A 25,560-nucleotide genomic window follows, 5' to 3' on the forward strand; every position below is an offset into this window, starting at 1 on the left:
GACCCTGGGACTGGGTTCCCGCTTGCACGGGAACACGGATGAGGTGCATCATTCCGCCGCCTCCGCAAATTCAACCCCATGGACCAGTTCGGCCGAGCATTGCTGCATCGTCGGGCTGGCGCGGCAGATGGCGTTGGTCAGGTAGAAATCCTTGATCGGCGAAGCCAGTTCGCCAGTCGCGCCGGTCGGCAGCTTGGGGATCGACCAGCCATAATCGGCCAGTCCCTCGACACCCAGAGCAGGCACGGCCTTGACCATCTCGGCGCGCAACTGTTCGAAGCTGTCGAACGGCAGCGTTGCACCCATGACGTCCGACAGGGCGCGCAGGATCGACCAGTCCTCACGGGCGTCACCCGGTGCAAACACAGCCTTTTCGCCCCGCTGCACCCGGCCTTCCAGATTGACATAGGTGCCCGCCTTTTCGGCATAGCTTGCGCCCGGCAGGATCACGTCCGCCGCATGCGCGCCCTTGTCGCCATGGTGGCCGACATAGACTTTGAAGCTGCCCTCGAAGGCGGCATAATCCACCTCGTCCGCGCCCAGCGAGAAAAGCAGCTTGGGCTTGGCAGCCGCCACTGCCTTGATCCCGCCAGCCGTCGCATAGCCGAGCATCAGCCCGCCCATCCGCGCCGCCGCGAAATGCAGGACGTTATAGCCGTTCCAGCCGTCCTTGATCAGACCCAGCGTCTCGACCAGCGCCAGCGTGTCACCATGCGCGCCATCCTTGGCCAGCACGCCGCCGCCCACGATCATCGCGGGCCGCGCTGCCTTGCCGAATGCCTCGACCACCGCTTCCGGCAGCTTGGCGAGCAACGACGCATCATTGCCCAGCCACTCGACCTTGTAGGTCAGGTCGAACTCAGGCCCGATGCCGAAAACCTTGGCGCCCTTCTTGATCGCCTTGCGCAGCCGGGTGTTCACCAGCGGCGCTTCCCAGCGCAGATTGGTGCCGACCAGCAGGATGACGTCCGCCGTTTCCAGCTCCGCCAGCGGCGTGTTGAACACGACCGACGACAGGCTCGACACGTCATAGGACAGGCCGGTTTGACGCCCTTCGAGCATCGTCCCGCCCAGCTTCTCGACCAGCGCCTTGCCCGCAAACATCGTCTCGCAGTCAAGCAGGTCGCCCGCGACCGCCGCGACGCTGCCGCCATGCTGGACCGCCGCGATCGCCGCAAAAGCCTCCGCCCAGGTCGCCGGGACCAGCTTGCCGTCCTTGCGGACATAAGGCTTGTCGAGCCGCTTGCGCACCAGACCATCGACATTGTGTCGCGTCTTGTCGCTGGCCCATTCCTCATTCACATCGTCATTGATGCGTGGCACGGCGCGCAGCACCTGACGGCCCCGGCTGTCGAGACGGATGTTGGTGCCAACGGCATCCATCACGTCGATCGCATGGGTCTTTTTCAGCTCCCATGGCCGCGCTTCGAATGCATAGGGCTTGGCGGTCAGCGCGCCGACCGGGCACAGGTCCACCACATTGCCCGACAGTTCGCTCTTGGCGGCATGTTCCAGATAGGTGGTGATCTGCATATTTTCGCCGCGATAGATGGCGCCGATTTCCGGCACGCCCGCGACTTCCTCGGCAAAGCGCACGCAACGGGTGCACTGGATGCAGCGGGTCATGACCGTCTTGACGATCGGACCCATATACTTCTCGGTCACAGCGCGCTTGTTTTCGTCATAGCGCGACGCACCGCGGCCATAGGCGACCGACTGGTCCTGCAAATCGCATTCGCCGCCCTGGTCGCAAATCGGACAGTCGAGCGGATGGTTGATGAGCAGAAACTCCATCACCCCTTCGCGCGCCTTCTTGACCATTTCGCTGTCGGTGCGGATTTCCTGACCCTCGGCAGCGGGCAGCGCGCAGGACGCTTGCGGCTTGGGCGGTCCGGGCTTCACCTCGACCAGGCACATGCGGCAATTGCCCGCAATGGACAGCCGCTCATGATAGCAGAAGCGCGGAATTTCCTTCCCCGCCAACTCACACGCCTGCAAGACAGTCGCGCCTGCCGGGACGTCCAATTCTACGCCGTCAACTTTGACCTTAGGCATGATTACTCCGCTGCCTCCATCACAGGCGCGCCACGCTCGTTGATGCGGCGTTCGATTTCGGGCCGGAAATGCCGGATCAAGCCCTGGATCGGCCATGCCGCTGCGTCGCCGAGCGCGCAGATGGTGTGGCCTTCGACCTGCTTGGTCACCTGATGCAGCATATCGATTTCGGACAGGTCGGCGTCGCCGGTGCGCAGCCGTTCCATCACGCGCCACATCCAGCCAGTGCCTTCGCGGCATGGCGTGCACTGGCCGCAGCTTTCATGCTTGTAGAAATAGCTGAGGCGGCTGATGGCGCGCACGATGTCGGTGGACTTGTCCATGACGATGACGGCGGCGGTGCCAAGACCGGAGCCGAGCGCCTTCAGCCCGTCAAAATCCATCGGTGCGTCCATGATCTCCTTCGCAGGGACCAGCGGGACCGACGAACCGCCGGGGATCACGGCAAGCAGATTGTCCCAGCCACCCCGGATGCCGCCGCAATGGCGATCGATCAGTTCGCGGAACGGTATCGACATCGATTCCTCGACGACGCAGGGCTTGTTCACATGGCCGCTGATCTGGAACAGCTTGGTGCCGCGATTGCCTTCGCGACCGAAGCGGTTGAACCAGGACGCGCCACGCCGCAGAATCGTCGGGCTAACCGCGATGCTTTCGACATTGTTGACCGTGGTCGGACAACCATAGAGGCCAGCGCCCGCCGGGAAAGGCGGTTTCAGGCGCGGCTGGCCCTTCTTGCCTTCCAGGCTTTCGATCTGCGCGGTTTCCTCGCCGCAGATATAGGCGCCCGCGCCGCGATGGACGAACACGTCGAAATCATAACCCGATCCGCAGGCATTCTTGCCCAGGAACCCCTTGGCATAGGCCTGCTCGACCGCCGCGAACAGCACCTTGGCTTCGTAGATGAACTCGCCGCGAATATAGATATAGGCAGCCCGCGCGCGCATCGCGAAACCCGCGACCAGCGCGCCCTCGATCAGCTTGTGCGGATCGTGGCGGATGATCTCGCGATCCTTGCACGAACCCGGCTCGGATTCGTCGGCGTTGATCACCAGGAAGCTCGGACGGCCATCCTTGCTTTCCTTGGGCATGAAGCTCCACTTCATGCCGGTCGGGAAGCCCGCGCCGCCACGGCCGCGCAGGTTCGACGCCTTGATGATGTCGATGATCGCGTCCTGGCCCAGCGCCAGCAGCGCCTTGGTATTGTCCCAATCGCCACGCTTCATCGCGGCGTCAATACCCCAGTCCTGAAAACCATGGACGTTGGTGAAAATGCGATCGCTGTCGGCGAGCGGGCCGACAAACGGGGCCGGTGCAGCAGGTGCGTCGGTCATGCCCAATCCCCCCGATAATCGTGATTTTCGGACACCATCTCCTTGAGCGTGGTCGGGCCACCCTCCGGCGCGCTGGTCTGGCGATCAATCTGCGGCCCGATCTTGGGTTGGCCACCCGCGCTAAGCGTCTCCAGCACGGCGCTCATGCTGTCATAGGTCAGGTCTTCGTAATTATCGTCGTTGATCTGCACCATCGGCGCATTGGCGCACGCGCCAAGGCACTCGACTTCGGTCAGCGTAAACAGGCCGTCGGGCGTCGTCGCGCCCTTGACCAGACCCTTGTTCTTGCAGGCCGCAAACACATCGTCGGAGCCGCGCAACATGCAGGGCGTCGTGCCGCACACCTGCACATGATAGCGGCCAACCGGCGCCAAATTGTACATGGTGTAGAAGGTCGCGACCTCATAGACGCGCATATAGGGCATATCGAGCTGACGCCCGATATATTCCATCACCGGCACGGGCAGCCAGCCCTGGGTCTGCGTTTCCGCCCCCACCTGCCGCTGCGCCAGATCGAGCAGCGGCATGACAGCGGATTGCTGCCGACCGGCGGGATAGCGGGCGATGATCTTCTCCGCCTGCGCGGCATTCTCCGCCGTCCACGCAAAAGCGCCCCAGCGCGCGCGGGTTTCAGCTTCATCGGGGATATGAGGTGCGTCAGCCATCTTATTTCCCATAGTGCGGGTCAACCGCACTGACTTCATTGTTAGTTAGTTTGAATGACACGCGCAGAAGTGATGATACCCCCTCGCACGACCAAGATGCAGTCAACTCTTTGACGTTGGGAGCCAATTCTGGGCCATCCAACGGCTGTGGTGCTGGTTCAATGCGGGAAAGAGTGCAGTGTTTAGCGGTCGGAAACCACCGAGACACATCGCCCTCTTGGTCGATATATGCCATCACCGTGTCGGCCCCGTCACCCCTCATGGTGAAAACAGGGGGCTTCGCGGCCTGCGCGCACCCAGAACCTACAAGAAGCAAGATGATGAAGGCATTTGCCATTCTCACCGGTCACACTCCCCGAACACGATGTCCATCGCACCCAGCACAGCGGTTGTGTCGGCCAGCATGTGGCCTTTCATCATGAAGTCCATCGCCTGCAAATGCGAGAAGGCGGTTGGGCGGATCTTGCAGCGATAGGGCTTGTTAGTGCCGTCAGCGACCAGATAGACGCCGAATTCGCCCTTGGGGCTTTCGGTCGCCACATAGACTTCACCGGCGGGCACATGGAAGCCTTCGGTATAAAGTTTGAAGTGGTGGATCAGCGCTTCCATCGACCGCTTCATCTCGCCGCGCTTGGGCGGCACGACCTTGCGGTCGAAGCTGGCGATCGGCCCTTCGGGCATCTCATTGAGGCACTGCTTCATGATCCGCGCCGACTGGCGGACTTCCTCGACACGCACCATGAACCGATCATAGCAGTCATAATTGGTGCCGACCGGCACGTCGAAGTCCATGCGGTCATAGACGTCATAGGGCTGCGACTTGCGGATGTCCCAGGGGATGCCGGAGCCACGGATCATGGGACCGGAGAAGCCCCATTTCAGCGCGTCTTCCTTGCTGACCACGGCGATGTCGACATTGCGCTGCTTGAAGATGCGGTTGTCCGCGACAAGGCTGATCGCATCCTCGAACAGGCGCGGCAGGCGCGTGTCGAGCCAGTCGGCAATGTCGGTCAAGAGCTTCAGCGGCACATCCTGATGCACGCCGCCCGGACGGAAGTAAGCGCTGTGCATGCGCGCGCCCGACGCCCGCTCGAAAAAGTTGAGGCAATCCTCGCGAATTTCGAACAACCACAGGTTGGGCGTCATCGCACCCACGTCCATGACGTGCGAGCCCAGGTTGAGCATATGATTGCAGATGCGCGTCAGTTCCGCGAAGAACACGCGCAGATATTGCGCGCGCAGCGGCACTTCCAGGTTCAGCAGCTTCTCGACCGCCAGGACATAGCTATGCTCCATGCCCAGCGGCGAACAATAATCGAGCCGGTCGAAATAGGGCAAAGCCTGCAAATAGGTCTTATATTCGATCAGCTTTTCGGTGCCGCGATGCAGCAGGCCGACATGGGGATCGCAGCGTTCGACGATCTCGCCTTCCAGCTCCATGACGAGGCGGAGAACGCCGTGCGCCGCGGGATGCTGGGGACCGAAATTGATCGTGTAATTCTGGATTTCCGTGTCGCCATAGGCCGGATCGGCGGCGTCGGTATGGTGGTCCAGCTTTTCGAGATAATCAGCCATGATCCGCCTCCATAATCCGTTCGGGCTGAGCGAAGTCGAAGCCCTCGCCTGAACGAAGTGAAGGGGCCTCGACAAGCTCAGCCGACCCCTTCGACAAGCTCAGGGCGAACGGAGGTTGGTTGACACTCATGCCTTGTCCTCCGGCTTGGCGGCGCCCTTGCCTTCATCGGTCTGCGCGGCAGGCTTGGCCGGCGCTTCCTCCGACTTGGCCTTCGCCGCCTTGTTCGCCGCTTCGCCAGCGCCCGTGTCGGCCTTCTTTTCGGTGGTCTTGGGCGTGGATGTCGGCGGAGGGGTTGGCGTCGGCGCGCCGGGCGCTTCGCCCTTCGCCTTCTCGTCGCCCGGCAGAATATATTCCGCGCCTTCCCAGGGCGACATGAAGTCGAAGCTGCGGAAGTCCTGCGCCAGCTTCACCGGCTCATAGACGACGCGCTTATCCTCTTCGGAATAGCGCAGTTCGACATAGCCGGTCAGCGGGAAGTCCTTGCGTTGGGGATGCCCCTTGAAACCATAGTCCGTCAGGATGCGACGCAGGTCGGTATTGCCCTCGAACACCACGCCATACATGTCGAACACTTCGCGCTCCAGCCAGCCCGCGACCGGCCAGATATGCGTGACGGTCGGCACCGGCTTGTCCTCGTCCGTCGACACCTTCACGCGGATGCGGTGGTTCCGCGTCACGCTCAGCAGGTGATAGGCGACCTCAAACCGTTCGGGGCGATCGGGATAATCGACCCCGGCAATCTCCATCAGCTGCTGATATTGCGCGCGATCACGCAGCAACGTCATCGCCTGCGACAGCGCTTCGCGCTGCACGATGAAGCCCAGTTCGTCGGCATGGTCGACCGTCTCGATCAGCATCGAACCGAGGATCGCCTCGATTTCCTGCACGATCCCTTCGATGGTCGCGATTTTCGGTGCGGAATGACCCATCTTAACGCTCAATCGTCCCGATCCTGCGGATTTTGCGCTGCAACTGCATCACGCCATAGAGCAGCGCTTCGGCAGTCGGCGGGCAACCCGGCACATAGATGTCGACCGGCACGATCCGGTCGCAACCACGCACTACCGAATAGCTATAATGATAATAGCCACCGCCATTGGCGCAGGAGCCCATGGAAATCACATATTTCGGTTCAGACATCTGGTCGTAAACCTTGCGCAACGCTGGAGCCATCTTGTTGCACAGCGTGCCCGCGACGATCATCACGTCGCTCTGGCGCGGGGACGCACGCGGCGCGGCCCCGAAACGCTCCATATCGTAGCGCGGCATGTTGACGTGAATCATCTCGACCGCGCAGCAGGCGAGGCCAAAGGTCATCCACCACAGCGACCCGGTACGCGCCCAGGTAAACAGATCTTCGGTCGATGTGACCAGGAAACCCTTGTCATTCACTTCGCTGTTGAGCGAATTGAAGAAGTCCTGATCGGGCTGAGTCCCGACGGGCGGCAAGGTGCCGGGCGCCGGGCTATAGAGTTCTACTCCCAATCGAGCGCTCCCTTCTTCCACGCATAGACGAGGCCGAGCACCAGCTCCGCTATGAAAATCATCATCGTCGCCCAGCCGGCCCAGCCGATCTGGTCCAGGCTTACCGACCAGGGAAACAGGAACGCCGCTTCAAGATCGAAGATGATGAAGAGGATCGCCACCAGATAGAAGCGGACGTCAAACTGGCTGCGCGGTTCCTCGAACGCGGGAAAACCGCATTCATATTCGCTGAGCTTGGCCGGGTTCGGCTTGTGCGCGCCGGTCAGGCGACCCACCAGCATCGGCAGAAAGACGAATGCGCTGGAGAGCAGCAGCGCGACCCCAAGAAAGATCAGGATCGGCAGATATTGGGCAAGATCGACCAACGTTATCCCCTGGGCGAAAAGGTTGTGGGGGCGCTTTAGGCCTGCTGCATATGCGAAGCAAGGGGCCTAAGGACTGAGAATGAATCGCAAAAAGGCCAAGTGGCTGAACCGCTTGGCCTAGATGCCCTTTAGCGCAGGGCGTTGGCGACCAGCTTGTGCAATTTGCTGTGGATCGCGTCATTGCCCGCAATCACTTCCTTGCGCTCGATCGCCTGATCGCCACCACGGAAGTCGGACACGAAGCCGCCCGCCTCTCGCACCAGCAATATGCCAGCCGCCACGTCCCAGGGCTGCAGGCCGCTTTCCCAGAAGCCGTCATACCGGCCCGAAGCCACATGGGCGAGATCCAGCGACGCCGCGCCAAAGCGGCGAATCCCCGCGACCGACGGCGCGACCGCGCCGAAAATGCGGGTCCATTGCGCAAAGTCGCCATGCCCCATGAACGGTATGCCGGTCGCGATCAGGCATTCGCCCATGTCGCGCCGTGCCGACACGCGCAACCGCTGGTCATGCCGCCACGCGCCACGGCTCTTTTCCGCCCAATAGCTTTCATCGGAAACCGGCTGATAGACCAGACCCGTCGTAATGTCGCGCTTGCCGCCATAAAGCGGCTCCTCGACCGCGATCGAGATGGCGAAATGCGGAATGCCGTGCAGGAAGTTGGTGGTGCCATCGAGCGGATCGATGATCCAGCGCGGCTTGGTCGGATCGCCCTCGATCACCCCGCCTTCCTCCAGCAGGAAACCCCAGTCGGGCCGTGCCTTCTGTAACTCTTCGACCAGCGTCTTTTCGCACTGCTTGTCCGCCTTGGACACGAAATCGGCAGGCCCCTTGCGCGACACCTGAAGATGCTCGACCTCGCCAAAGTCGCGGCGCAGCTTGGAGCCGGCCTTGCGCGCGGCGCGTTCCATGACGGTGAGAAGGCCTGAATGGCTGACCATTTTTATGTCTTTCTCCCCTCCCGCTGGCGGAAGGGGTCGGGGGAGGGCATGTGATGGAGAGGGCGCGACCCACCCTCCCCTTGGCTTCAAGCGCGAGTCAGTCCGCGCGCTTCACATATTCGCGGGCATAGACATCGACCACGATGCGCGTGCCGCTGACGATGTGCGGCGGCACCATGACGCGCACGCCATTGTCCAGAATTGCGGGCTTGTAGCTGGCGGAGGCGGTCTGCCCCTTCACCACGGCGTCGGCTTCCACCACGGTCGCCTCGATCGTGTCGGGCAACTGCACCGAAATCGGCCGCTCCTCATACATTTCCAGCGTCACTTCCATGCCGTCCTGCAGGAAGTCGGCGGCATCGCCCAGCAATTCCTGCGGCAGGTTGATCTGCTCATAGCTTTCCTGATCCATGAAAACGAGCATGTCGCCTTCAGCGTAGAGATACTGGAAATCCTTGGTGTCGAGCCGGATGCGCTCGACGCTTTCGGCGGAGCGGAAGCGGACGTTATTCTTGCGACCGTCGATCAGGTTTTTCAGTTCGACCTGCATATAGGCGCCGCCCTTGCCGGGCTGGGTGTGCTGAATCTTGACAGCGCGCCACAGGCCGCCTTCATATTCGATATTGTTGCCGGGACGAATGTCCACGCCGCTGATCTTCATGGGAAGAGCCTGCCTATATGTCTGTGGTGAAAAGAGCCGCGCCTTCATCAAAAAAGGCTGGCCGGGCCAATACAGACAGACGGGCCTCAGGGCAAGAGGGGCGTCATCGGGCGCGGGTCAACAGCGGATAGGGATTGACCGGACGCCCGCCATGCCACGGCTCGTCCGGCGTCATTATGTGGACCGCGAAGTGGAGATGCGGCCCCGCCGGATCGGCATTGCCGCTGCTCCCCACGCGCGCGATCCACTGCCCCCGACGCACCGTCTGTCCTTCGCGCACGCCGGGCACATAGCTGTCCAGATGGGCGTAATAGTAGAGGGTGCGCCGGTCGGGCGAGCGCAGATAGAGCGTCCGCCCGCCCGCCTCGCTCCAGAATATCTTTTCGATCCTTCCATCCGCCACCGCGATGACCGGGCTGCCGCGGGGCGCCATGATGTCGATCGCGTCATGCCGTCGCGCTCCACTCGCCCGCGCCTGCTTGAAAGTATCGGTCAATGCGGCAGGCGAGACGCCCGCGACCGGCACGATCAACGCTCCGCCACGATCCGCGGCCTCTTGGACAGGCGCCGGATCGCCAGCGGGCGCATCGGCCGGGACGATGCGGACGCAAAAATGCGCAAAGGCGACGCAGGCCAGCAGCGCGACTGCCACCCAGCCCCACCGTCGCGCCCGCAGTTTCACGGCTGGAACACCGCCTTCATGCCACTCTGCACCATCTGCGCCAGCCGCGCTGCATCCCAATTGGTCAGGCGGATGCAGCCATGGCTTTGGGTCCGGCCGATATTCTGCGGCTCCGGCGTGCCATGAATGCCATAATGATCCTTGGACAGGTCGATCCAGACCACACCGACCGGACCATTGGGACCGGGCTTCAGCACCGCCTTCTCATCCTTGGCCGACGCATCCCAGAACAGGTCCGGATTATAATGGAAATCGGGATTGCGGCTGACGCCCTTCACCGTCCAGTCGCCGATCGGCAAGGGATCATGCTGTGACCCGGTGGTCGCCGGAAATTGCGCGATCAGCCGGTCGTCGGCGTCATAGACCTTAAGCAGCCCTTCGGACTTGTCGACCACGATATGATCGGCCTTGGGCTGATCCTTGGCGACTGCCAGGCTCGCCAGCGTCTCGCCCCAACCGCGCGCATCGCCCTCGATCGTGGCGACGGGCTGGTTGGCGATCGCCGGCACCCGGATGTTGGCTCCCGCCCCTACCCGCGTGCCCGGCTGGTTCAGCGCCACCAGCGCCTCCGGCGTTGTGTGAAACCGCTCCGCCAGCTTCTCCAGCAGATTGCGATAGGACAAGGCAGGCAGCTTCGCCTGTTCGTTCAGCCCCTTGGGAATTTCGGCAAACGGCCCGCGCGCAAAACCCTCCGGCACCTGCACGATCCATGTGGCGGGTGGCGGCGCATCGCCCAGCAGGACTTTCGCCGTCGCCTCATCATATTTGCCATTGGGGGTCAGCCCGCGCGCCTGCTGAAAGCCGGTGAGCGCCTTGGTGAAGGACATGCCCTCCTTGCCATCCAGCACGCCGGGCGAAAAGCCCGCCCGATCGAGCGCGACCTGCGCCTGAAGGATCGAATCCACGCGCGGCGGCACACCAGCCGGTTCAGGCTGCAGGACAAAGGCGTAGGGATCGATCGCGGCCTGCGTTGCGCTACGTTCTTCCCCCTGCGGCGCGGGGGCACTGTCATTCGCCTCCGTCACCGACAGGTTGCACGCCGAACAGCACAGGGCCACCACAAGCAGAGACTGTTTCAAGATGATCCTCTCCCACATAATGAGGAGAGAACGCCCAAACCTGTCAAAAGGCTGCCTGTGGCAATGGCTTATGCCGGTTCGAGCGCCGCCTGCGCCTTGGCCCGCGCCCGCCAGGCATGAAGCAGCGGCTCGGTATAGCCGTTGGGCTGTTCGACGCCTTCAAACACCAGCGCCCGCGCAGCCTGAAAGGCCAGGCTCTCCGCTTCCCGACCGCTCATCGGCTGATACAGCGGATCGCCTGCATTTTGCGCATCGACCTTCGCCGCCATCCGCGCGAGCGCCGCATCGACCTGTTCCGCCGTGCAGACGCCATGCAGCAGCCAGTTGGCCATATGCTGCGACGAAATACGCAGCGTTGCCCGATCCTCCATCAGGCCGATGTCGTGAATGTCAGGAACCTTCGAACAACCGACCCCCTGATCGATCCAGCGGACGACATAGCCCAGCATGCCCTGCGCATTATTGTCCAGTTCCTCGGCAATTTCTTCCTCGGACCAGTTGCGCCCGTTAGCGACCGGAATGGCCAGCAGCCGGTCGAGCGAGGCAATGCCCTCTGCCTTGCGCTCCTCCTGCCGGGCAAAAACGTCGATCCGGTGATAATGGGTCGCGTGCAGCGTCGCGGCGGTGGGCGAAGGCACCCAGGCCGTGTTTGCCCCGGTTTTGGGATGCCCGGCCTTCTGCTCCAGCATGTCGGCCATGCGGTCGGGCGCGGCCCACATCCCCTTGCCGATCTGCGCCCGGCCCGACAGCCCGCAGGCAAGGCCGATCTGGACGTTGCGATCCTCATAGGCCGCGATCCAGTCGCTGCTCTTCATCTCGCCCTTGCGGATCATCGGCCCGGCCTGCATCGACGTGTGCATCTCGTCCCCGGTGCGGTCGAGGAAGCCGGTGTTGATGAAAACGATCCGGTCGCAAACAGCATGGATACAGGCGGCCAGATTGGCCGAGGTGCGCCGTTCCTCATCCATGACGCCGACTTTCAGCGTATGGCGTGCCATGCCCAGCATATCCTCGATCGCGTCGAACAGGCGGTTGGTGAAGGCCGCTTCCTCCGGCCCGTGCATCTTGGGCTTGACGATATAGACGCTACCCGCCCGGCTGTTGCCGCCGTCCCGTTGCAAGTCATGCAGCGCGATCAGGCTGGTGACGATGCCGTCCAATATGCCTTCGGGCGCTTCCTTGCCATTGGGCAGCAGGATGGCAGGCGTGGTCATGAGGTGACCGACATTGCGGACAAACAACAGGCTGCGCCCCGGCAGGGTGAAGTTGCTGCCATCGGGCGCGCTATAGGCGCGGTCGGGATTGAGCGCGCGGGTCATCATCGCGCCGCCCTTTTCGAACGTCTCGGTCAGGTCGCCCTTCATCAGGCCCAGCCAGTTGGCATAGGCCGCAACCTTGTCCTCCGCATCGACCGCCGCGACCGAATCCTCCAGATCGCAAATCGCGGTCAGCGCCGATTCAAGGATGACGTCGGATATGGCAGCGGGATCGGTCGCGCCGATCGGATGGTCTCGATCGAAAACAACCTCGATATGCAGGCCGTTATGGCGGAACAGACGGCCCTTCGCGCTCTGCCCCAGATATTGCGCCGGATGGGCAAGGATGATCTCGTCACTGGTCAGATCCGCCCAGCGCCCATTGGCCAGCGGGACCGCATCGTCCAGAAACGCCTTGGCCCAGGCGATGACCTGCGCCCCGCGCGCAGCGTCATAGCCCTTGCCCGCAGCCGATCCGGGGATCGCGTCAGTGCCATAGAGCGCATCGTAAAGGCTGCCCCAGCGCGCATTGGCCGCATTCAGCAAGAAACGTGCATTGAGGATGGGAACGACGAGTTGCGGCCCGGCGAGCCGTGCGACCTCATCATCGACATTCTCGCTCCCGATGGTGAAGGGTGCAGGCTCTGCGACCAGATAGCCGATTTCGCGCAGGAACGCCTGATAGGCGGCCGCGTCATGCGGCTGCCCGGCGCGCTGTTCGTGCCAGCTATCGATCTGGGCCTGCATCGTGTCGCGCTTGCGCAGCAAAGCGACATTATCGGGCGCAAACCGAGCAAAAATATCCGCTGTTCCGGCCCAGAAGGCTTCAGGCTCGATCCCGGTGCCGGGCAGCGCCTGGTCTTCGATAAAGGCGGCGAGCGAAGCTGCGACCTGAAGGCCAGCCCGGTCGATCATGCGTTCGGTCATCATTCCACTCCTTGGTTGGGGCATCCATAGACCTTTTCGATTATGTCGTATATTCACTATTATACGAACACAGTATTTCCCATGGTGAATTAATATGATGGACCCGGACCATGAACTGTTCACGACCATCGTGGACGAAGGCGGCCTGGCCGCAGCGGGCCGCCGCCTGCATATATCACCCGCCATGATGTCCAAGCGCCTCGCCCGGCTGGAGGAGCGGCTTGGCGCGCGGCTGATCCATCGCACCACCCGACGTTTGGCGCTCACCCCGGCGGGGGAGCGGCTCCATACCGACCTGCGCGCCATATTGGCGGCGCTCGACGAGGCTGAACGGCGCGTGTCAGGCGTCTCGGCCGTCGCTGCCGGGCCGCTCCGCATCACCGCGCCCACATCCTTTGGTCGCCTTCATCTCGCGCCCTGGCTTCCCCGATTCCTCAACGATCATCCCCGTGTCGACCTGACCCTCAACCTGTCCGACGATTTCGCCGACCTGATCGAGGCGCGCGCGGACCTCGCCATCCGCATCACTGCCGATCCCGGCCCAACCCTTGCCGCCCGGCGGCTTGCCACCAATCGCCGCATCCTGTGCGCTGCGCCGGCTTATCTCGACCGGTTCGATACGCCCCGGCGGATAGCGGACCTAAAGGCTCATCGCCTGCTCGCCGCTGAGGGGCAGATGCCCTGGCGGCTGGTCGGGCCGAAAGGTCCGGTGACGATAGAGGGCCGCAGCCACGTCCGTACCAATAGCAGCGAAGTCGTCCGCGAAATCGCGCTCGCTGGCGGCGGCATCGCGCTGCGATCCTTGTGGGACATTAGCGACGCTTTGGCGCGCGGTGACGTGCGACAGATTTTGCCCGACTTTGAAGGTTCTTCGGATGTTGGCCTGTTCGCGGTGCAATTGCCGCAGCAAAATCCGCCGCTCTCAATCACCAGCTTCGTCGATTTTCTGACCAATCTCTATGCGCCAACTCCACCTTGGGAGCGCACGGCCATTGCTCCTGACGCGCAGCCGCTCTAAGGGCATTTTATGGACGACAACACACGCCGCGCCGCCCTTGACTATCACCGCTTTCCCCGACCGGGGAAACTCCGCATCGAACCGACCAAGCGAATGGTCAACCAGCGCGATCTGGCGCTGGCTTATTCGCCGGGCGTTGCGGCACCTTGCATGGAAATCGCCGACGATCCCGACAAGGCGCTCGATTACACCGCGCGGGGCAATCTTGTCGCGGTGATCAGCAACGGCACGGCTGTCCTTGGCCTCGGCGCGATTGGTGCGCTGGCATCGAAGCCGGTGATGGAGGGCAAGGCGGTCCTCTTCAAGAAATTCGCCGACATCGACGTATTCGACATCGAAATCGATACGACTGACGCCGACAAGTTCGTCGAAGCCGTCGCGCTGATGGAGCCGACCTTCGGCGGCATCAATCTGGAAGATATCAAGGCGCCGGAATGTTTCGCGATCGAGGCGCGGCTGAAGGAACGGATGAACATTCCGGTCTTTCACGATGACCAGCATGGCACCGCCATCGTCGTCGCCGCCGCCGTGCGCAACGCGCTCGTCTTGCAGGGCAAGACACTGGCCGATGCCAGGCTTGTGACGTCCGGGGCAGGCGCCGCTGCGCTTGCCTGCGTCGACTTGCTCGTTTCGATGGGCCTGCCGGTCGATAACGTCACCATGACCGACAAGGACGGCGTCATCCATGCGGGGCGCGAAGGGATGCTCCCCAACATGGCGCGCTACGCCCGCGTCACCAACGCCCGTTCCCTGCCCGACGTGCTGCCCGGCGCCAATCTGTTCCTGGGTCTTTCCGCCCCCGGCGTGCTGAAGCCTGAATGGTTGCCGCTGATGGCTCCCAATCCGCTGATCTTCGCGCTCGCCAACCCGGAACCGGAAATCCGGCCCGAAGCCGCGCGCGAAGTGCGCCCCGACGCTATCATCGCCACGGGCCGGTCGGATTATCCCAATCAGGTCAACAACGTTCTGTGCTTCCCCTATATCTTCCGGGGTGCGCTGGACGTCGGCGCGACCCAGATCAACGAAGCGATGAAGGCCGCCGCTGCCGAAGCCATTGCCGGCCTTGCACGCCTGCCCGCGCATGACAGCGTTGCGCAAGCCTATGGCGGCCGGAAGCTGGCATTCGGCCCGGACTACATCATCCCTACCCCCTTCGATCCGCGCCTGATCGCGGAGATCGCGCCCGCCGTGGCAAAGGCTGCGATGGACAGCGGCGTCGCCCGCCGCCCGATTGATCTGGAAGACTATAAGCGCAACCTGTCGCGCCAGAACACCCGCTCCGGCCAGCTGATGATGCCGGTGTTCGAGGCCGCCCGCGGCGGCGGCCGCCGGATCGCTTATGGTGAAGGAGAGGATGAGCGCGTGCTGCGCGCCATTCAGGACGCGCTGGACGAAGCGATTGTGCGCCCGGTCATCGTCGCGCGTCGCCGCATCCTGAAGCAGAAGCTGCCAGATCTTGGCCTGCGCTTTCAGCTGGACCGCGATGTCGAGGTGATCGACCCGGAAACCGACCATCTGGTCATGGGCGAACTGGTCGAAGCCTATCGCGCCATCGCATCCCGGCGCGGCGTGCCGGCCGCCGAAGTCGTCCGCCATGTCTATCGCCGTCCGACCGTTACTGCCGCCATGCTGCTGCGCACCGGCCGTGTCGATGCCGCGCTGGTCGGGGGCAACAGCGAATATTGGGGCCAGGTCGAACATGTGCTGCGCATCATCGACCGGGAGCCGGGGCAGAGCCGCGTCTATGCGCTGTCTGGCCTGATTCTGGACGCAGGCGCGCTGTTCATCACCGACACCCATATGGTGCCCGACCCGACACCGCAGCAGGTAGCCGAAATGACGTTGCTGGCGGCGGCGGAATTGCTCAATTTCGGCCTGACCCCGCGCGCGGCGCTATTGTCCCACTCCAATTTCGGCGCTTCGCACAGCAACAGCGCGCGCAAGATGCGGTCGGCGCTCAAGCTGGTCCGCGAAGCCGCGCCCGAACTGATGGTCGATGGTGAAATGCACGCCGACGCCGCGCTCAGCCAGTCGTTGCGCGAACGCCTCATTCCCGACTCGCGCTTTGAAGGTCCGGCCAATCTGCTGGTGATGCCCAATCTGGACGCAGCCAATATCACGCTGACGGCGCTCTCCGCCTCCTCCAGCTCGCCCACGGTCGGGCCGATGCTGATGGGCCTCAAACAGCCGATCCACGTCCTTACGCCGGGCGTCACTTCGCGCGGCATACTCAATCTCACCGCCATCGCGGCAGCGGAAGTCGCGCGCGAAGGCTGAGCTTAACCTTTTCGGCGCTATAGTGTCGCCGACGGGATTCAAGCGAGGATTGACATGGCTGGATTGCTCAAGGCGCTGGCGAAAAGCGCCGGACCCAAGCTGGCGATCGGCGCGGGACTTGCGGGCGTCGGCCTGCTCGTGACTAACTGGATCGACCGGCCCGCTGCCGAGGAAACAGCGCCAGCGGCCACGACTGCCGCCGCGCCTGCTCCGGCACCGGCCAAACCCGTCGAGCGCAGCAGCGATCAGGGCATGGCGGTCGATCCCGACGCCCTGCGCGTCAAACGCGTGCTCAAGATTGACGGGCCGTTCCGCCACGGCGATTATGTCTGGGACGAACATGGCGCCCCCGCCGCCGGACGGGTCATCATCACTGTCGACCTGCGTGCGCAAACCCTGTCCGTATTCCGCGCCGGTTACGAAATCGGCGCCGCCGTCATTCTCTACGGCGCAACCGACAAGCCCAGCCCCCTGGGCGCATTCCCGATCATGGCCAAACATGCCGACTATTATTCGCGCACCTATGACAATGCCCCCATGCCCTTCGCGCAGCGCCTGACCAATGACGGCGTGTTCATCCATGGCAGCGACGTCCAATGGGGCCGCGGCACCCATGGCTGCATCGGGGTACCCAAGGAATTTGCCCAAAAGCTGTTCGGCGTCACCAAATTGGGCGATCTGGTCGTCATCACCAACGGCAAGATGCTGGATGTGAGCAAGGCGCAGGTCGGCGGATAAGCCCACTAATGCCGCACGGCCAGATGCATTCGGCCACGCCCGCGCCGGGTTGCACGTCATGACCACGCACTTGCAATAAACTCACGCGGCACCGCCCTTGACCAGCGCTGTCACTGCGCCCATCTGGCGGCTCCCCCTATTTGCAATGCAGCATGGAGCTGACCATGGGCACTTCCCGCCCGACCGCGCATCCCGCGCTCGTCCTTTTTGCGCTGTCGGTCGGCGCCTTCGCCATCGGCACGACCGAGTTCGCGAGCATGAGCCTGCTGCCCTTCTTTGCCCATGACCTGGGCATAGACGCGCCGACCGCAGGCCATGCGATCAGCGCCTATGCACTGGGGGTGGTTGCGGGCGCGCCTGTTATTGCTGCTTTTGGTGCGCGCCTGCCGCGCCGAACCTTGCTGATCGGCCTGATGGCGATGTTCGCTATCGGCAACGGCCTCTCCGCCCTCTCGCCCAGCTATGGCTGGATGCTCGTGTTCCGTTTTCTGAGCGGCGTGCCGCATGGTGCCTATTTCGGCGTCGCCGCACTGGTCGCCGCCAGCCTGGTTCCGATCGAAAGGCGCACGCAGGCGATTGCGCGGGTCATGTCGGGCCTGACGGTCGCAACCGTTGTCGGTGTACCCGTCGCCAACTGGATGGGGCAGGCGATGGGCTGGCGTTCCGGCTTTATCGTCGTGACTACGCTCGCCATTGCGACAATGACGCTGGTGGCGCTCTACGCCCCGCGCGATGCGGGCGATCCAAAGGCCAGCCCGGCGCGCGAACTGGGCGCCCTCACCCGGCCCCAGGTCTGGCTCACTCTGTTGACCGGCGCGATTGGCTTTGGCGGGCTGTTCGCCGTCTATACCTATGTGGCGTCCACCATGATGGAGATCACCCATGTCTCCCCATCCTGGGTGCCGGTGGTGCTCGCCATTTTCGGCATCGGCCTGACGATCGGCAATCTCGTCGCGGCATGGTGCGCGGACCGCTCGCTCAAGCGCACCGTCATCGGCGTCACCCTGTGGAGCGCGGCCGCTCTGGCGCTTTTCCCCTTCATGGCCGGCAATATCTGGACGCTCTGCCTCAGCATCTTTCTGATCGGCGCAGGCGGCGGCCTTGGCACACCATTGCAGGCCCGGTTGATGGACGTATCGGGCGATGCGCAGACCTTGGCGGCCGCGCTGCACCACAGCGCCTTCAACATCGCCAATGCGCTTGGCCCATGGCTTGGCGGCCTTTCGATCGCGGCAGGCTACGGCCTCACATCGACGGGCTGGATCGGTGCGGCGCTGGCGCTGGGCGGGCTTGGCATCTTCCTGCTGTCGATCATGCTGGAGCGGCGCACCGACCGGCTGGTGGCCGTCCCCTGCGAATAAGCCGCTTTCGCGCCGCTCCGCCACCGTTTAAGGCGGGACCATGACCGACCGGGCAAGAGAGAGCGCGCTGCAAGAGGCAGCCATCGCAGCATTGCGACGCGGGGATGCGGCAGTCGCGCGCGCAGCCTTGCATGAAATGGCGGCCCCGCCACCCATGCTGCTGGCGCAGGCATGCAACCGCACCGGCGACTGGGACGGCGAAGCCGCCGCGCTCCGGCGCATATTGCGGGAACAGCCCCGCGATCTCCCCGCCCTGCTGGCCATGGGACAGAATGCCCTGCGACGCGGCGATGACCGGGAGGCAACGCGCTGGTGCCGTGCCGCCGTGGCGCAAGCCGCCGCGACCGGCGCGCCGCCGCAACTCCAGCCGATGCTGCTTCAGGCGCAGGCGATCCTGAACAACGCCAGCGCCCGGTTCGAGGACCATCTGAGCGCCGCCATCAGCGACCTGCCTGCCTTGCCCCGCATCACGCTGGCGACCGATCTGCTGCTGGGCAAGAGCCAGCTTTACCTCCAGCAACCCAGCATGTTCTATTTCCCCGGCCTGCCCCAACGCGCCTTTTACGAGCGGGAAGAGTTTGACTGGGTCGCCGCAATAGAGGCGATGACAGATGATATAGTGACGGAGTTGAACGCCGTCCGCGCAGGCGCCGCCGATTTTGCGCCCTATGTAGAAACCCCGTCGCACGGCCCCGCCCCCAACAACCCGCTGCGCGACGATCCCAGTTGGGGCGCCTATTATTTCTGGCAAAGCGGCAAGCCCGTGGCGGACCACGCCGCCCGCTGCCCGGCCGTCATGGCTGCGCTGAATCTGGCGCCACGGCCGATCATCGCTGGCCGCTCGCCCATGGCGCTCTGGTCGCTGCTCAAGCCTGGCACGCATATCCAGCCGCACCACGGCCTGCTCAATACCCGCCTGATCTGCCATTTGCCGCTGCTCGCCCCCAGCGACTGCGCGCTGCGCGTCGGCGCTGAGACCCGCGCCTGGCGGACGGGCGAAATGCTGATCTTCGACGACAGCGTCGAACATGAGGCATGGAACCGCAGCGCTGAAACCCGCGTCGTCCTGCTGTTCGAAGTCTGGCGCCCGGAAATCCTGCCCGAAGAACGCGAAGCGCTTGCCCGGCTTTTCGAGGCCATCGACCAGTTCGGACCGGCAGAGATCGACACGGGCGGCTAAGACCAAGGCTTTGCAGCACGGGCTCGCGCGGTTATCATGAATCCGTAAGGGGGAGAGGATGGCCTGGGGCATAACCCCTGACGGACATGCCATGCCCCCTGCTTCTGCGTCGCTCGCACCCCGCCCCCATAATCTGGCCGAAGACGGCTATGCCATCATCATCGGTTGCGCATTCATCGCGATGGGACTGATGCTGCTCAAGGCCGCCAATCTGGTCACCGGTGGCATGGCGGGGATCGCGCTGCTCCTTTCCTATCTCGTCCACTATCCGCCGGCTACGCTGTTCCTTTTCACAAACATCCCCTTCTTTCTCTTCGCCGGACGAGCGATGGGCATCGCCTTCGGCATCAAGACGCTGTTTGCCAATCTGGCGATCATGGCGATGGGGTTGATGATGCCGTCAGCGCTGCATCTGGCGCAGGTCAGCCCGCTTTTCGCCGCGCTGTTCGGCGGCTCGATCATCGGCTTTGGCATCCTTGCTGTCGCCCGCCATGGCGCAGGCGTGGGCGGCCTGGGCGTTATCGCCCTGCTGCTGCAAAGGCGCCGGGGCTGGAATGCCGGACGGACACAGATGCTGGGCGACGCGCTGATCCTGTTCGCCTCGCTCCCCTTGCTCAGCGTGGACCGCTTCGCCCTCTCGATCCTGTCAGCCGCGGCCATCAATGCGGTACTGATCGTCAACCACCGCCCCGGACGCTATATCGGCTATTGAGCCTCGCATAGCGCATCGCCGCCGCGATCGCGCGCGCGCAGCGCGCTGGCCGCATCATTGGCGATCCGCGGAAAGCTCACCCCCTCCAGCGTGCCACGCCCCTCGCACAGGTCAGCGCAGGCCATGTCGACCACGCCCGGCAGCGCGACCTGATCGCCATCATATTGCGCCACGATGATGCAGCGGTCGCCCCCGGCAAAACTCAGGATCAGCTTGTCGCCCGTCCGGCGGGCGTTCCCCCGTCCCCGGCAGCTTTGGTCCTCGCCGAAATTGGCCTCCAGCCCGAACCGCAGCGCGCCGCCCTTGCCGGGAATGACGCACAGCGCATCGCGCCCGGCCTCATGGTTGCGCTGAAACAATCCGACGGGGGAAATCGCCGCCGCATCCGCGATTGCGCCACTGGCAATCGCCGCCTGCTCTAGCCCCGACGCGGCAACACCGCCCGTCACCGGCCCCGCGTCGCTTGCCGGTTCACGCTGGCATGCCGCCAGCAATAACAACAGGATCAGGCTAGTCCGCCGCATCAACCGCCATAAGCCCATCCGCCCCGACGCGGCGGAAGAAACAGGATCGCGCGCCGGTATGGCAAGTCGGCCCGGCTGGCACCGCCTTCACCCACACCGCGTCCTGATCGCAATCGATCCGGATGTCGCGCACCGCCAGCATATGCCCGGACGTCTCGCCCTTCTTCCACAGCGACTGCCGGCTGCGCGACCAGAAATGGGCAAGACCTGTCTCGACCGTCAGCGCCAACGCCTGCGCATTCATATGCGCCACCATCAGCACGTCGCCGCTCGCCACGTCAGTGACCACGGCGGTGATCAGGCCATGATCGTCAAATTTGGGATTGAGGGTCAGCCCCTTGTCGCGCGCATCGGTCATGCCGGGGCTATAGAGCGCAATCGCGATGCTGCGAAGCCCCTTCCCGCCTGCACGGCAATTATGCCGGAACCGGGCCAGGAAAAGAAAGAATGGGGCGATCGACGGGATCCGAACCCGCGACCTCCGGTACCACAAACCGGCGCTCTAACCAACTGAGCTACGATCGCCACAGCACTCACCATGGGGCGCTTTGCCCCGCGAGAAGTGGGCACATATGCGGCGGATAACCGGGCGTCAAGCAGGCAATTGCTCCCGCCCCATCTTTCGCGCGAGGGTTACAGGCCCGCGGCCTTCATCTGCGCGCGCAGCTTGACCAGGATTCGTTCGGGCACGCGCGGACGCTCCTCCGCCGTCTTGCCCTTGCGCAGCCGTTCGCGCTGTTTTTCCGGCGGATTGACCACCCGCACCCGTACCGCGACATGCCCCTGCGCGCGCATGCCCAGTTGCTCGGCCGCGCCGCGCGACAGGTCGATCACGCGCCCCTTGCCCGCAAACGGCCCGCGATCATTGACCCGCACGACGATGGTGCGCCCCCTGTCCAGAGCCGTTACCTCGACATAACTGGGCAGCGGCAGGCTGGTATGCGCCGCCGTCACCCAGTCTGGCCGGAAACGCTCGCCATTGGCCGTACGATTGCCCGATTCCGATCCGTACCAGCTGGCATAGCCCAGCATGTCATAGCCCGGATCGGCAGCCGGGACATAAGTGACGCCCCGCACGGTGTAGGGCGGACCGATCCTGACGGGCACGTCGCGCACCGGGCGATAATCGCCCCCCGCGCACGCTGACAGGGCCAGTGCCAGCCCCAGCGCGCCGAACGCACCCATCCTACCCGTCATGCCGCCCCCTTAACCGACATTGTCCCATGAACGGAAAAAGGGGCAAAGACTGGATCAGCCTTCACCCCTTTGCCCAGACATACATGCGCGCCTGGGACAATTCCCTCTGGCAACGCTACTCTCCTAAACGCTTTCCGGCCGCGACACCGGCTTGAGTCAGACGTCGAGCGCTCGCCCAGTGGCAAGCGCCCTGATCGTCAGTTGACCGAATCCTTGAGACCCTTGCCAGCCTTGAACTTGGGCTGGGCCGACGCCTTGATCGTCATCGTCTCGCCGGTGCGCGGGTTGCGACCGGTCGACGCCTTGCGCTGCGAAACGGAAAATGTGCCAAAACCAACCAGGCGCACTTCGTCGCCCTTCTTCAACGCACCGGTGATGGCGTCGAAGACACCTTCGACGGCCTTGCTGGCGTCGCTTTTGCTGAGACCGCTGCTGTCCGCGACAGCGCTGATAAGATCCTGCTTGTTCATGCCTTGGGAACCCCCTGTGCTATTTGGTTGTATAGGAATCGCGGCGTAGGCGGCGCAATAAGGCGCAGCTTCCAGCGCCTGTCAAAGAGAAAGCGACGAAGTCACCGGCTTCGATGCAAATTATCGCCCCCAGGCGTACAATCGATCGAAACCGGCGGATATACGCCGCTTTTCCCTCCAATCAATGCCGCAGTGCAGCATCCCCATCCCGACTCGACCCGCTGCTTGGCTGCGCGGCAAGGTCATCCTCTTCGGTCCAGGCAATGGCTTCGGGCACCGAAACCAGCGCCCGCGAAAGCACTTCATCGACATGCGACACGGGCACGATTTCCAGCCCGTCACGGATATTGGCCGGAATTTCCGCTAGGTCTTTCTCGTTTTCCTGCGGGATCAGCACCGTCTTGATGCCCCCGCGCAACGCCGCCAGCAGCTTCTCCTTCAGGCCGCCGATCGGCAGCACCCTGCCACGCAACGTCACCTCGCCGGTCATCGCCACGTCCTTGTGCACCGGGATGCCGGTCAGTGTGGACACGATACAGGTGACCATGCCGATACCTGCCGAAGGCCCATCCTTTGGCACCGCCCCTTCGGGCAGATGGATGTGGATGTCCTTGCGATTGAACAGGCTGGGCTTGATCCCATAGCCGGGCGACCGCGCGCGTACATAGGAGAAGGCCGCCTGGACCGATTCGTTCATCACCTCGCCCAGCTTGCCGGTGGTCTTGATCATGCCCTTGCCCGGCACGGTCACCGCCTCGATCGTCAGCAATTCGCCGCCAACCTCGGTCCAGGCCAGACCCGTCACCGCGCCGATCTGATGCTCGTCCTCACCCACGCCGTGACGGAACTTACGCACCCCGGCATAGTCGGCCAGATTGTCGGGCGTAATTTCGACCTTCTCGTAGACGCCTTCCAATATCTTGCGCAGCGCCTTGCGGGCGAGACGCGCAATCTCGCGCTCCAGCGTGCGGACACCCGCTTCGCGCGTATAATAGCGGATCAGGTCGCGCACGGCCGCTTCCGTCACGACGAATTCGCCGTCCTTGAGGCCATGGGCATCGATCTGCTTGGCAATCAGATGGCGTTGCGCGATTTCGACCTTCTCATCCTCGGTATAGCCCTCCAGCCGGATGATCTCCATGCGGTCGAGCAAAGCCTGCGGCAAATTCAACGAGTTGGCCGTCGTCACGAACATGATGTCTGAAAGATCGACGTCGATCTCCAGATAATGGTCCTGAAACTTGTTATTCTGTTCAGGGTCCAGCACTTCCAGTAGCGCCGACGCGGGATCGCCCCGGAAATCCTGGCCCAGCTTGTCGATCTCGTCGAGCAGGAACAGCGGGTTCATCGTGCCGGCCTTTTTCAGGTTGGTCACGATCTTGCCCGGCAGCGATCCGATATAGGTGCGGCGGTGGCCGCGAATTTCCGCCTCGTCGCGCACGCCGCCCAGCGACTGGCGCACGAATTCGCGCCCGGTCGCCTTGGCGATCGAACGGCCAAGCGATGTCTTGCCCACGCCCGGCGGGCCGACGAGGCACAGGATCGGCCCCTTCAGCTTGTTGGTGCGCGCCTGCACGGCCAGATATTCGATGATCCGGTCCTTGACCTTCTCCAGCGCGAAATGATCCTGGTCCAGAATATCCTGCGCCTTCTTCAGGTCATTCTTGACCTTGCCCTTCTTGCCCCAGGGCAGGCCCAGCAGCACGTCCAGATAGTTGCGCACGACCGTGGCTTCGGCCGACATGGGCTGCATGCCCTTCAGCTTTTTCAGCTCCGCCGTCGCCTTGGCGCGGGCTTCCTTGCTCAGCTTGGTCTTGGCGATCTTCTCGGTCAGTTCGGCAAGCTCGTCGCCTTCCTCACCATCGCCATTGCCCAGTTCGCGCTGGATCGCCTTCAACTGCTCGTTGAGATAATATTCGCGCTGGGTCTTTTCCATCTGGCGCTTCACGCGGCCACGGATCTTCTTTTCGACCTGCAGGACGCCCAGTTCGCCTTCCATGAAGGCAAATACCATCTCCAGCCGCTTGACCGGATCGGCCTCCACCAGCAACGACTGCTTGTCGGACACCTTGACGTTGATATTGGCGGAAATCGCGTCCGCCAACCGCCCGGCATCCTCAATCTCGCGCAACTGCACCGGCGTTTCGGCAGGCAGCTTCTTGTTGAGCTTCGCGTAATTTTCAAACTGTTCGGCAACCGAGCGCATCAGCGCGGCCGCTTCCGGTCCCTCGGCCGCGATATCCTCTATCGTCTCGACATCCGAAACCAGATAGCCGTCCTTGCTCTCCATCGTCTGCAAACGGGCGCGATGCTTGCCCTCCACCAGCACGCGAACGGTGCCGTCAGGCAGCTTGAGCAGTTGCAGCACCATGGCGACGACGCCAGTGTCGTAGAGGGAATCGCGGCCCGGATCATCCTCTGCCGGGTCAAGCTGCGACACCAGGAAGATTTCCTTGGAACCTTCCATCGCCGCTTCCAGCGCGGCAACGCTCTTGTCGCGACCCACGAAGAGCGGGACGATCATCTGCGGAAAAACGACAATGTCACGCAGCGGCAGAAGGGGATATTGCACGGTCATTCACTCTCCGGGGCCAAAAGAAGCGGCCCTGTCCTACGGTTCACCGCCTTTATGGGGATGACCGTCGCACCAATCAATCGTCACATGTCATAATGCCGCAACGATGAACCGATGGTTATCGGGTTTCGCAGGGCAGATATGGCCCCTGATTCCATCAGAAAGGCAGCTTGAAGCCGGGGGGCAAAGGCAGGCCCGACGTCATCTTGCCCATCTCGGCATTGCTGACTTCATCCGCCTTCTTGCGCGCATCGTTGAACGCCGCGGTGATCAGATCCTCCAATATCTGCTTTTCGGACGGTGCAAGCAGCGTGTCGTCGATCGACACGCCGATGATCCGGCCTTTGGCCGACGCGCGGACCTTGACCAGCCCGCCACCGGCCGCGCCTTCGACTTCCAGCTTGTCCAGATTATCCTGCGCGCGCTGCAATTCCTCCTGCACGCGGGTGGCCATGCCCAATATTTCGTTCAGATCCTTCATG

The 25,560-nt window shown here is 63.3% G+C and carries 24 protein-coding genes and 1 tRNA gene; 6 read left to right on the top strand and 19 right to left on the bottom strand.

Annotated features, from left to right (window positions below; genetic code table 11):
• Nucleotides 1–48 precede the first annotated feature (48 nt).
• The 12 genes from nuoG to IWY39_RS04145 all read right to left on the bottom strand — a co-directional run bounded on the left by nuoG (nt 49) and on the right by IWY39_RS04145 (nt 13,029).
• A complete protein-coding gene (gene nuoG / locus IWY39_RS04090; RefSeq protein ID WP_107125092.1) occupies nt 49–2,055 on the bottom strand; it encodes an NADH-quinone oxidoreductase subunit NuoG in 2,007 nt (668 codons plus the stop codon).
• 2 nt (nt 2,056–2,057) lie between these two features.
• Nucleotides 2,058–3,389, bottom strand: a complete 1,332-nt coding sequence (gene nuoF, locus IWY39_RS04095; protein ID WP_019053667.1) for an NADH-quinone oxidoreductase subunit NuoF — start codon at nt 3,387–3,389, stop codon at nt 2,058–2,060.
• Nucleotides 3,386–4,054, bottom strand: a complete 669-nt coding sequence (locus tag IWY39_RS04100; protein WP_017184601.1) for a complex I 24 kDa subunit family protein — start codon at nt 4,052–4,054, stop codon at nt 3,386–3,388. Before IWY39_RS04100 ends, nuoF begins: the two co-directional genes overlap by 4 nt.
• Nucleotides 4,055–4,393: 339 nt before the next feature.
• Nucleotides 4,394–5,629, bottom strand: coding sequence for an NADH-quinone oxidoreductase subunit D (locus IWY39_RS04105; protein ID WP_019053668.1), 1,236 nt, complete (start codon nt 5,627–5,629; stop codon nt 4,394–4,396).
• 126 nt (nt 5,630–5,755) lie between these two features.
• Nucleotides 5,756–6,559 (bottom strand): NADH-quinone oxidoreductase subunit C, encoded by an 804-nt coding sequence (locus IWY39_RS04110; protein WP_017184604.1) that lies wholly within the window; start codon nt 6,557–6,559, stop codon nt 5,756–5,758.
• A 1-nt stretch (nt 6,560) separates the two neighbouring features.
• On the bottom strand, nt 6,561–7,115 hold the full coding sequence (locus IWY39_RS04115) for a NuoB/complex I 20 kDa subunit family protein (protein ID WP_026002669.1): 555 nt from the start codon (nt 7,113–7,115) through the stop codon (nt 6,561–6,563).
• Nucleotides 7,106–7,480 carry an NADH-quinone oxidoreductase subunit A gene (locus IWY39_RS04120; RefSeq protein ID WP_017184606.1) on the bottom strand — a complete coding sequence of 125 codons (375 nt, stop codon included), beginning with the start codon at nt 7,478–7,480 and terminating at the stop codon, nt 7,106–7,108. Before IWY39_RS04120 ends, IWY39_RS04115 begins: the two co-directional genes overlap by 10 nt.
• 128 nt (nt 7,481–7,608) lie before the next feature.
• Nucleotides 7,609–8,421 carry an inositol monophosphatase family protein gene (locus IWY39_RS04125; protein WP_017184607.1) on the bottom strand — a complete coding sequence of 271 codons (813 nt, stop codon included), beginning with the start codon at nt 8,419–8,421 and terminating at the stop codon, nt 7,609–7,611.
• Nucleotides 8,422–8,518: 97 nt separating this feature from the next.
• A complete protein-coding gene (efp, locus tag IWY39_RS04130; RefSeq protein WP_017184608.1) occupies nt 8,519–9,082 on the bottom strand; it encodes an elongation factor P in 564 nt (187 codons plus the stop codon).
• Nucleotides 9,083–9,185: 103 nt separating this feature from the next.
• Nucleotides 9,186–9,758 (bottom strand): M23 family metallopeptidase, encoded by a 573-nt coding sequence (locus IWY39_RS04135; RefSeq protein WP_181316777.1) that lies wholly within the window; start codon nt 9,756–9,758, stop codon nt 9,186–9,188.
• 2 nt (nt 9,759–9,760) lie between these two features.
• Nucleotides 9,761–10,861, bottom strand: coding sequence for a L,D-transpeptidase family protein (locus tag IWY39_RS04140; RefSeq protein ID WP_107125089.1), 1,101 nt, complete (start codon nt 10,859–10,861; stop codon nt 9,761–9,763).
• A gap of 50 nt (nt 10,862–10,911) precedes the next feature.
• Nucleotides 10,912–13,029, bottom strand: coding sequence for a malate synthase G (locus IWY39_RS04145; RefSeq protein ID WP_107125088.1), 2,118 nt, complete (start codon nt 13,027–13,029; stop codon nt 10,912–10,914).
• A 91-nt stretch (nt 13,030–13,120) separates the two neighbouring features.
• On the opposite strand from IWY39_RS04145, the gene IWY39_RS04150 reads away from it, so the two are divergent.
• From IWY39_RS04150 to IWY39_RS04175, 6 genes are all read left to right on the top strand, one after another.
• Nucleotides 13,121–14,044, top strand: coding sequence for a LysR family transcriptional regulator (locus tag IWY39_RS04150; protein WP_107125087.1), 924 nt, complete (start codon nt 13,121–13,123; stop codon nt 14,042–14,044).
• A 9-nt stretch (nt 14,045–14,053) separates the two neighbouring features.
• Nucleotides 14,054–16,321: an NADP-dependent malic enzyme gene (locus IWY39_RS04155; protein WP_107125086.1), complete on the top strand. Its 2,268-nt coding sequence runs from the start codon at nt 14,054–14,056 to the stop codon at nt 16,319–16,321.
• A gap of 54 nt (nt 16,322–16,375) precedes the next feature.
• Entirely contained in the window at nt 16,376–17,059 is a 684-nt protein-coding gene (locus tag IWY39_RS04160; RefSeq protein WP_107125085.1) for a L,D-transpeptidase family protein, read from the top strand.
• A gap of 152 nt (nt 17,060–17,211) precedes the next feature.
• Nucleotides 17,212–18,420, top strand: coding sequence for an MFS transporter (locus IWY39_RS04165; RefSeq protein ID WP_107125084.1), 1,209 nt, complete (start codon nt 17,212–17,214; stop codon nt 18,418–18,420).
• Nucleotides 18,421–18,460: 40 nt separating this feature from the next.
• Nucleotides 18,461–19,600, top strand: coding sequence for an aspartyl/asparaginyl beta-hydroxylase domain-containing protein (locus IWY39_RS04170; protein ID WP_107125083.1), 1,140 nt, complete (start codon nt 18,461–18,463; stop codon nt 19,598–19,600).
• Nucleotides 19,601–19,691: 91 nt separating this feature from the next.
• The gene (locus IWY39_RS04175) at nt 19,692–20,312 is read left to right on the top strand and encodes a YitT family protein (protein WP_107125082.1); all 621 of its coding nucleotides are present in this window, start codon (nt 19,692–19,694) and stop codon (nt 20,310–20,312) included.
• Here the strand turns inward: IWY39_RS04175 and IWY39_RS04180 are convergent.
• The 7 genes from IWY39_RS04180 to IWY39_RS04210 all read right to left on the bottom strand — a co-directional run bounded on the left by IWY39_RS04180 (nt 20,306) and on the right by IWY39_RS04210 (nt 25,559).
• A complete protein-coding gene (locus IWY39_RS04180) occupies nt 20,306–20,836 on the bottom strand; it encodes a hypothetical protein (protein ID WP_019053680.1) in 531 nt (176 codons plus the stop codon). The genes IWY39_RS04175 and IWY39_RS04180 overlap by 7 nt on opposite strands.
• Complete coding sequence (gene hisI / locus IWY39_RS04185) at nt 20,823–21,194, bottom strand: phosphoribosyl-AMP cyclohydrolase (protein ID WP_026002673.1); 372 nt, start codon at nt 21,192–21,194, stop codon at nt 20,823–20,825. The genes IWY39_RS04180 and hisI overlap by 14 nt, the downstream gene beginning before the upstream one ends.
• A 90-nt stretch (nt 21,195–21,284) precedes the next feature.
• Nucleotides 21,285–21,361 (bottom strand) — tRNA-His (locus IWY39_RS04190).
• A gap of 108 nt (nt 21,362–21,469) precedes the next feature.
• Nucleotides 21,470–22,021 (bottom strand): septal ring lytic transglycosylase RlpA family protein, encoded by a 552-nt coding sequence (locus tag IWY39_RS04195; protein WP_107125153.1) that lies wholly within the window; start codon nt 22,019–22,021, stop codon nt 21,470–21,472.
• 209 nt (nt 22,022–22,230) lie between these two features.
• Nucleotides 22,231–22,503, bottom strand: coding sequence for an HU family DNA-binding protein (locus IWY39_RS04200; RefSeq protein ID WP_006959670.1), 273 nt, complete (start codon nt 22,501–22,503; stop codon nt 22,231–22,233).
• Nucleotides 22,504–22,684: 181 nt separating this feature from the next.
• Nucleotides 22,685–25,081, bottom strand: coding sequence for an endopeptidase La (lon, locus tag IWY39_RS04205; RefSeq protein ID WP_017184620.1), 2,397 nt, complete (start codon nt 25,079–25,081; stop codon nt 22,685–22,687).
• Between the two features lie 154 nt (nt 25,082–25,235).
• A complete protein-coding gene (locus IWY39_RS04210) occupies nt 25,236–25,559 on the bottom strand; it encodes a YbaB/EbfC family nucleoid-associated protein (protein ID WP_017184621.1) in 324 nt (107 codons plus the stop codon).
• Nucleotide 25,560 lies beyond the last annotated feature (1 nt).

Source organism: Sphingobium sp. JAI105, from assembly GCF_015752145.1.
GTDB lineage: Bacteria > Pseudomonadota > Alphaproteobacteria > Sphingomonadales > Sphingomonadaceae > Sphingobium > Sphingobium xenophagum.

Excerpts from the sequence above, each read along its gene's own strand:
- IWY39_RS04100 (WP_017184601.1), bottom strand. The coding sequence starts at position 4,054 with ATGGCTGACGCACCTCATATCCCCGATGAAGCTGAAACCCGCGCGCGC.
- IWY39_RS04200 (WP_006959670.1), bottom strand. The coding sequence starts at position 22,503 with ATGAACAAGCAGGATCTTATCAGCGCTGTCGCGGACAGCAGCGGTCTC.
- IWY39_RS04150 (WP_107125087.1), top strand. The coding sequence starts at position 13,121 with ATGATGGACCCGGACCATGAACTGTTCACGACCATCGTGGACGAAGGC.
- IWY39_RS04140 (WP_107125089.1), bottom strand. The coding sequence starts at position 10,861 with ATGTGGGAGAGGATCATCTTGAAACAGTCTCTGCTTGTGGTGGCCCTG.
- IWY39_RS04125 (WP_017184607.1), bottom strand. The coding sequence starts at position 8,421 with ATGGTCAGCCATTCAGGCCTTCTCACCGTCATGGAACGCGCCGCGCGC.
- IWY39_RS04160 (WP_107125085.1), top strand. The coding sequence starts at position 16,376 with ATGGCTGGATTGCTCAAGGCGCTGGCGAAAAGCGCCGGACCCAAGCTG.
- IWY39_RS04170 (WP_107125083.1), top strand. The coding sequence starts at position 18,461 with ATGACCGACCGGGCAAGAGAGAGCGCGCTGCAAGAGGCAGCCATCGCA.
- IWY39_RS04210 (WP_017184621.1), bottom strand. The coding sequence starts at position 25,559 with ATGAAGGATCTGAACGAAATATTGGGCATGGCCACCCGCGTGCAGGAG.
- IWY39_RS04165 (WP_107125084.1), top strand. The coding sequence starts at position 17,212 with ATGGAGCTGACCATGGGCACTTCCCGCCCGACCGCGCATCCCGCGCTC.
- IWY39_RS04110 (WP_017184604.1), bottom strand. The coding sequence starts at position 6,559 with ATGGGTCATTCCGCACCGAAAATCGCGACCATCGAAGGGATCGTGCAG.
- IWY39_RS04180 (WP_019053680.1), bottom strand. The coding sequence starts at position 20,836 with ATGCGGCGGACTAGCCTGATCCTGTTGTTATTGCTGGCGGCATGCCAG.
- IWY39_RS04175 (WP_107125082.1), top strand. The coding sequence starts at position 19,692 with ATGCCCCCTGCTTCTGCGTCGCTCGCACCCCGCCCCCATAATCTGGCC.
- IWY39_RS04105 (WP_019053668.1), bottom strand. The coding sequence starts at position 5,629 with ATGGCTGATTATCTCGAAAAGCTGGACCACCATACCGACGCCGCCGAT.
- IWY39_RS04195 (WP_107125153.1), bottom strand. The coding sequence starts at position 22,021 with ATGGGTGCGTTCGGCGCGCTGGGGCTGGCACTGGCCCTGTCAGCGTGC.
- lon (WP_017184620.1), bottom strand. The coding sequence starts at position 25,081 with ATGACCGTGCAATATCCCCTTCTGCCGCTGCGTGACATTGTCGTTTTT.
- efp (WP_017184608.1), bottom strand. The coding sequence starts at position 9,082 with ATGAAGATCAGCGGCGTGGACATTCGTCCCGGCAACAATATCGAATAT.
- IWY39_RS04145 (WP_107125088.1), bottom strand. The coding sequence starts at position 13,029 with ATGATGACCGAACGCATGATCGACCGGGCTGGCCTTCAGGTCGCAGCT.
- IWY39_RS04155 (WP_107125086.1), top strand. The coding sequence starts at position 14,054 with ATGGACGACAACACACGCCGCGCCGCCCTTGACTATCACCGCTTTCCC.
- hisI (WP_026002673.1), bottom strand. The coding sequence starts at position 21,194 with ATGACCGATGCGCGCGACAAGGGGCTGACCCTCAATCCCAAATTTGAC.
- nuoG (WP_107125092.1), bottom strand. The coding sequence starts at position 2,055 with ATGCCTAAGGTCAAAGTTGACGGCGTAGAATTGGACGTCCCGGCAGGC.
- nuoF (WP_019053667.1), bottom strand. The coding sequence starts at position 3,389 with ATGACCGACGCACCTGCTGCACCGGCCCCGTTTGTCGGCCCGCTCGCC.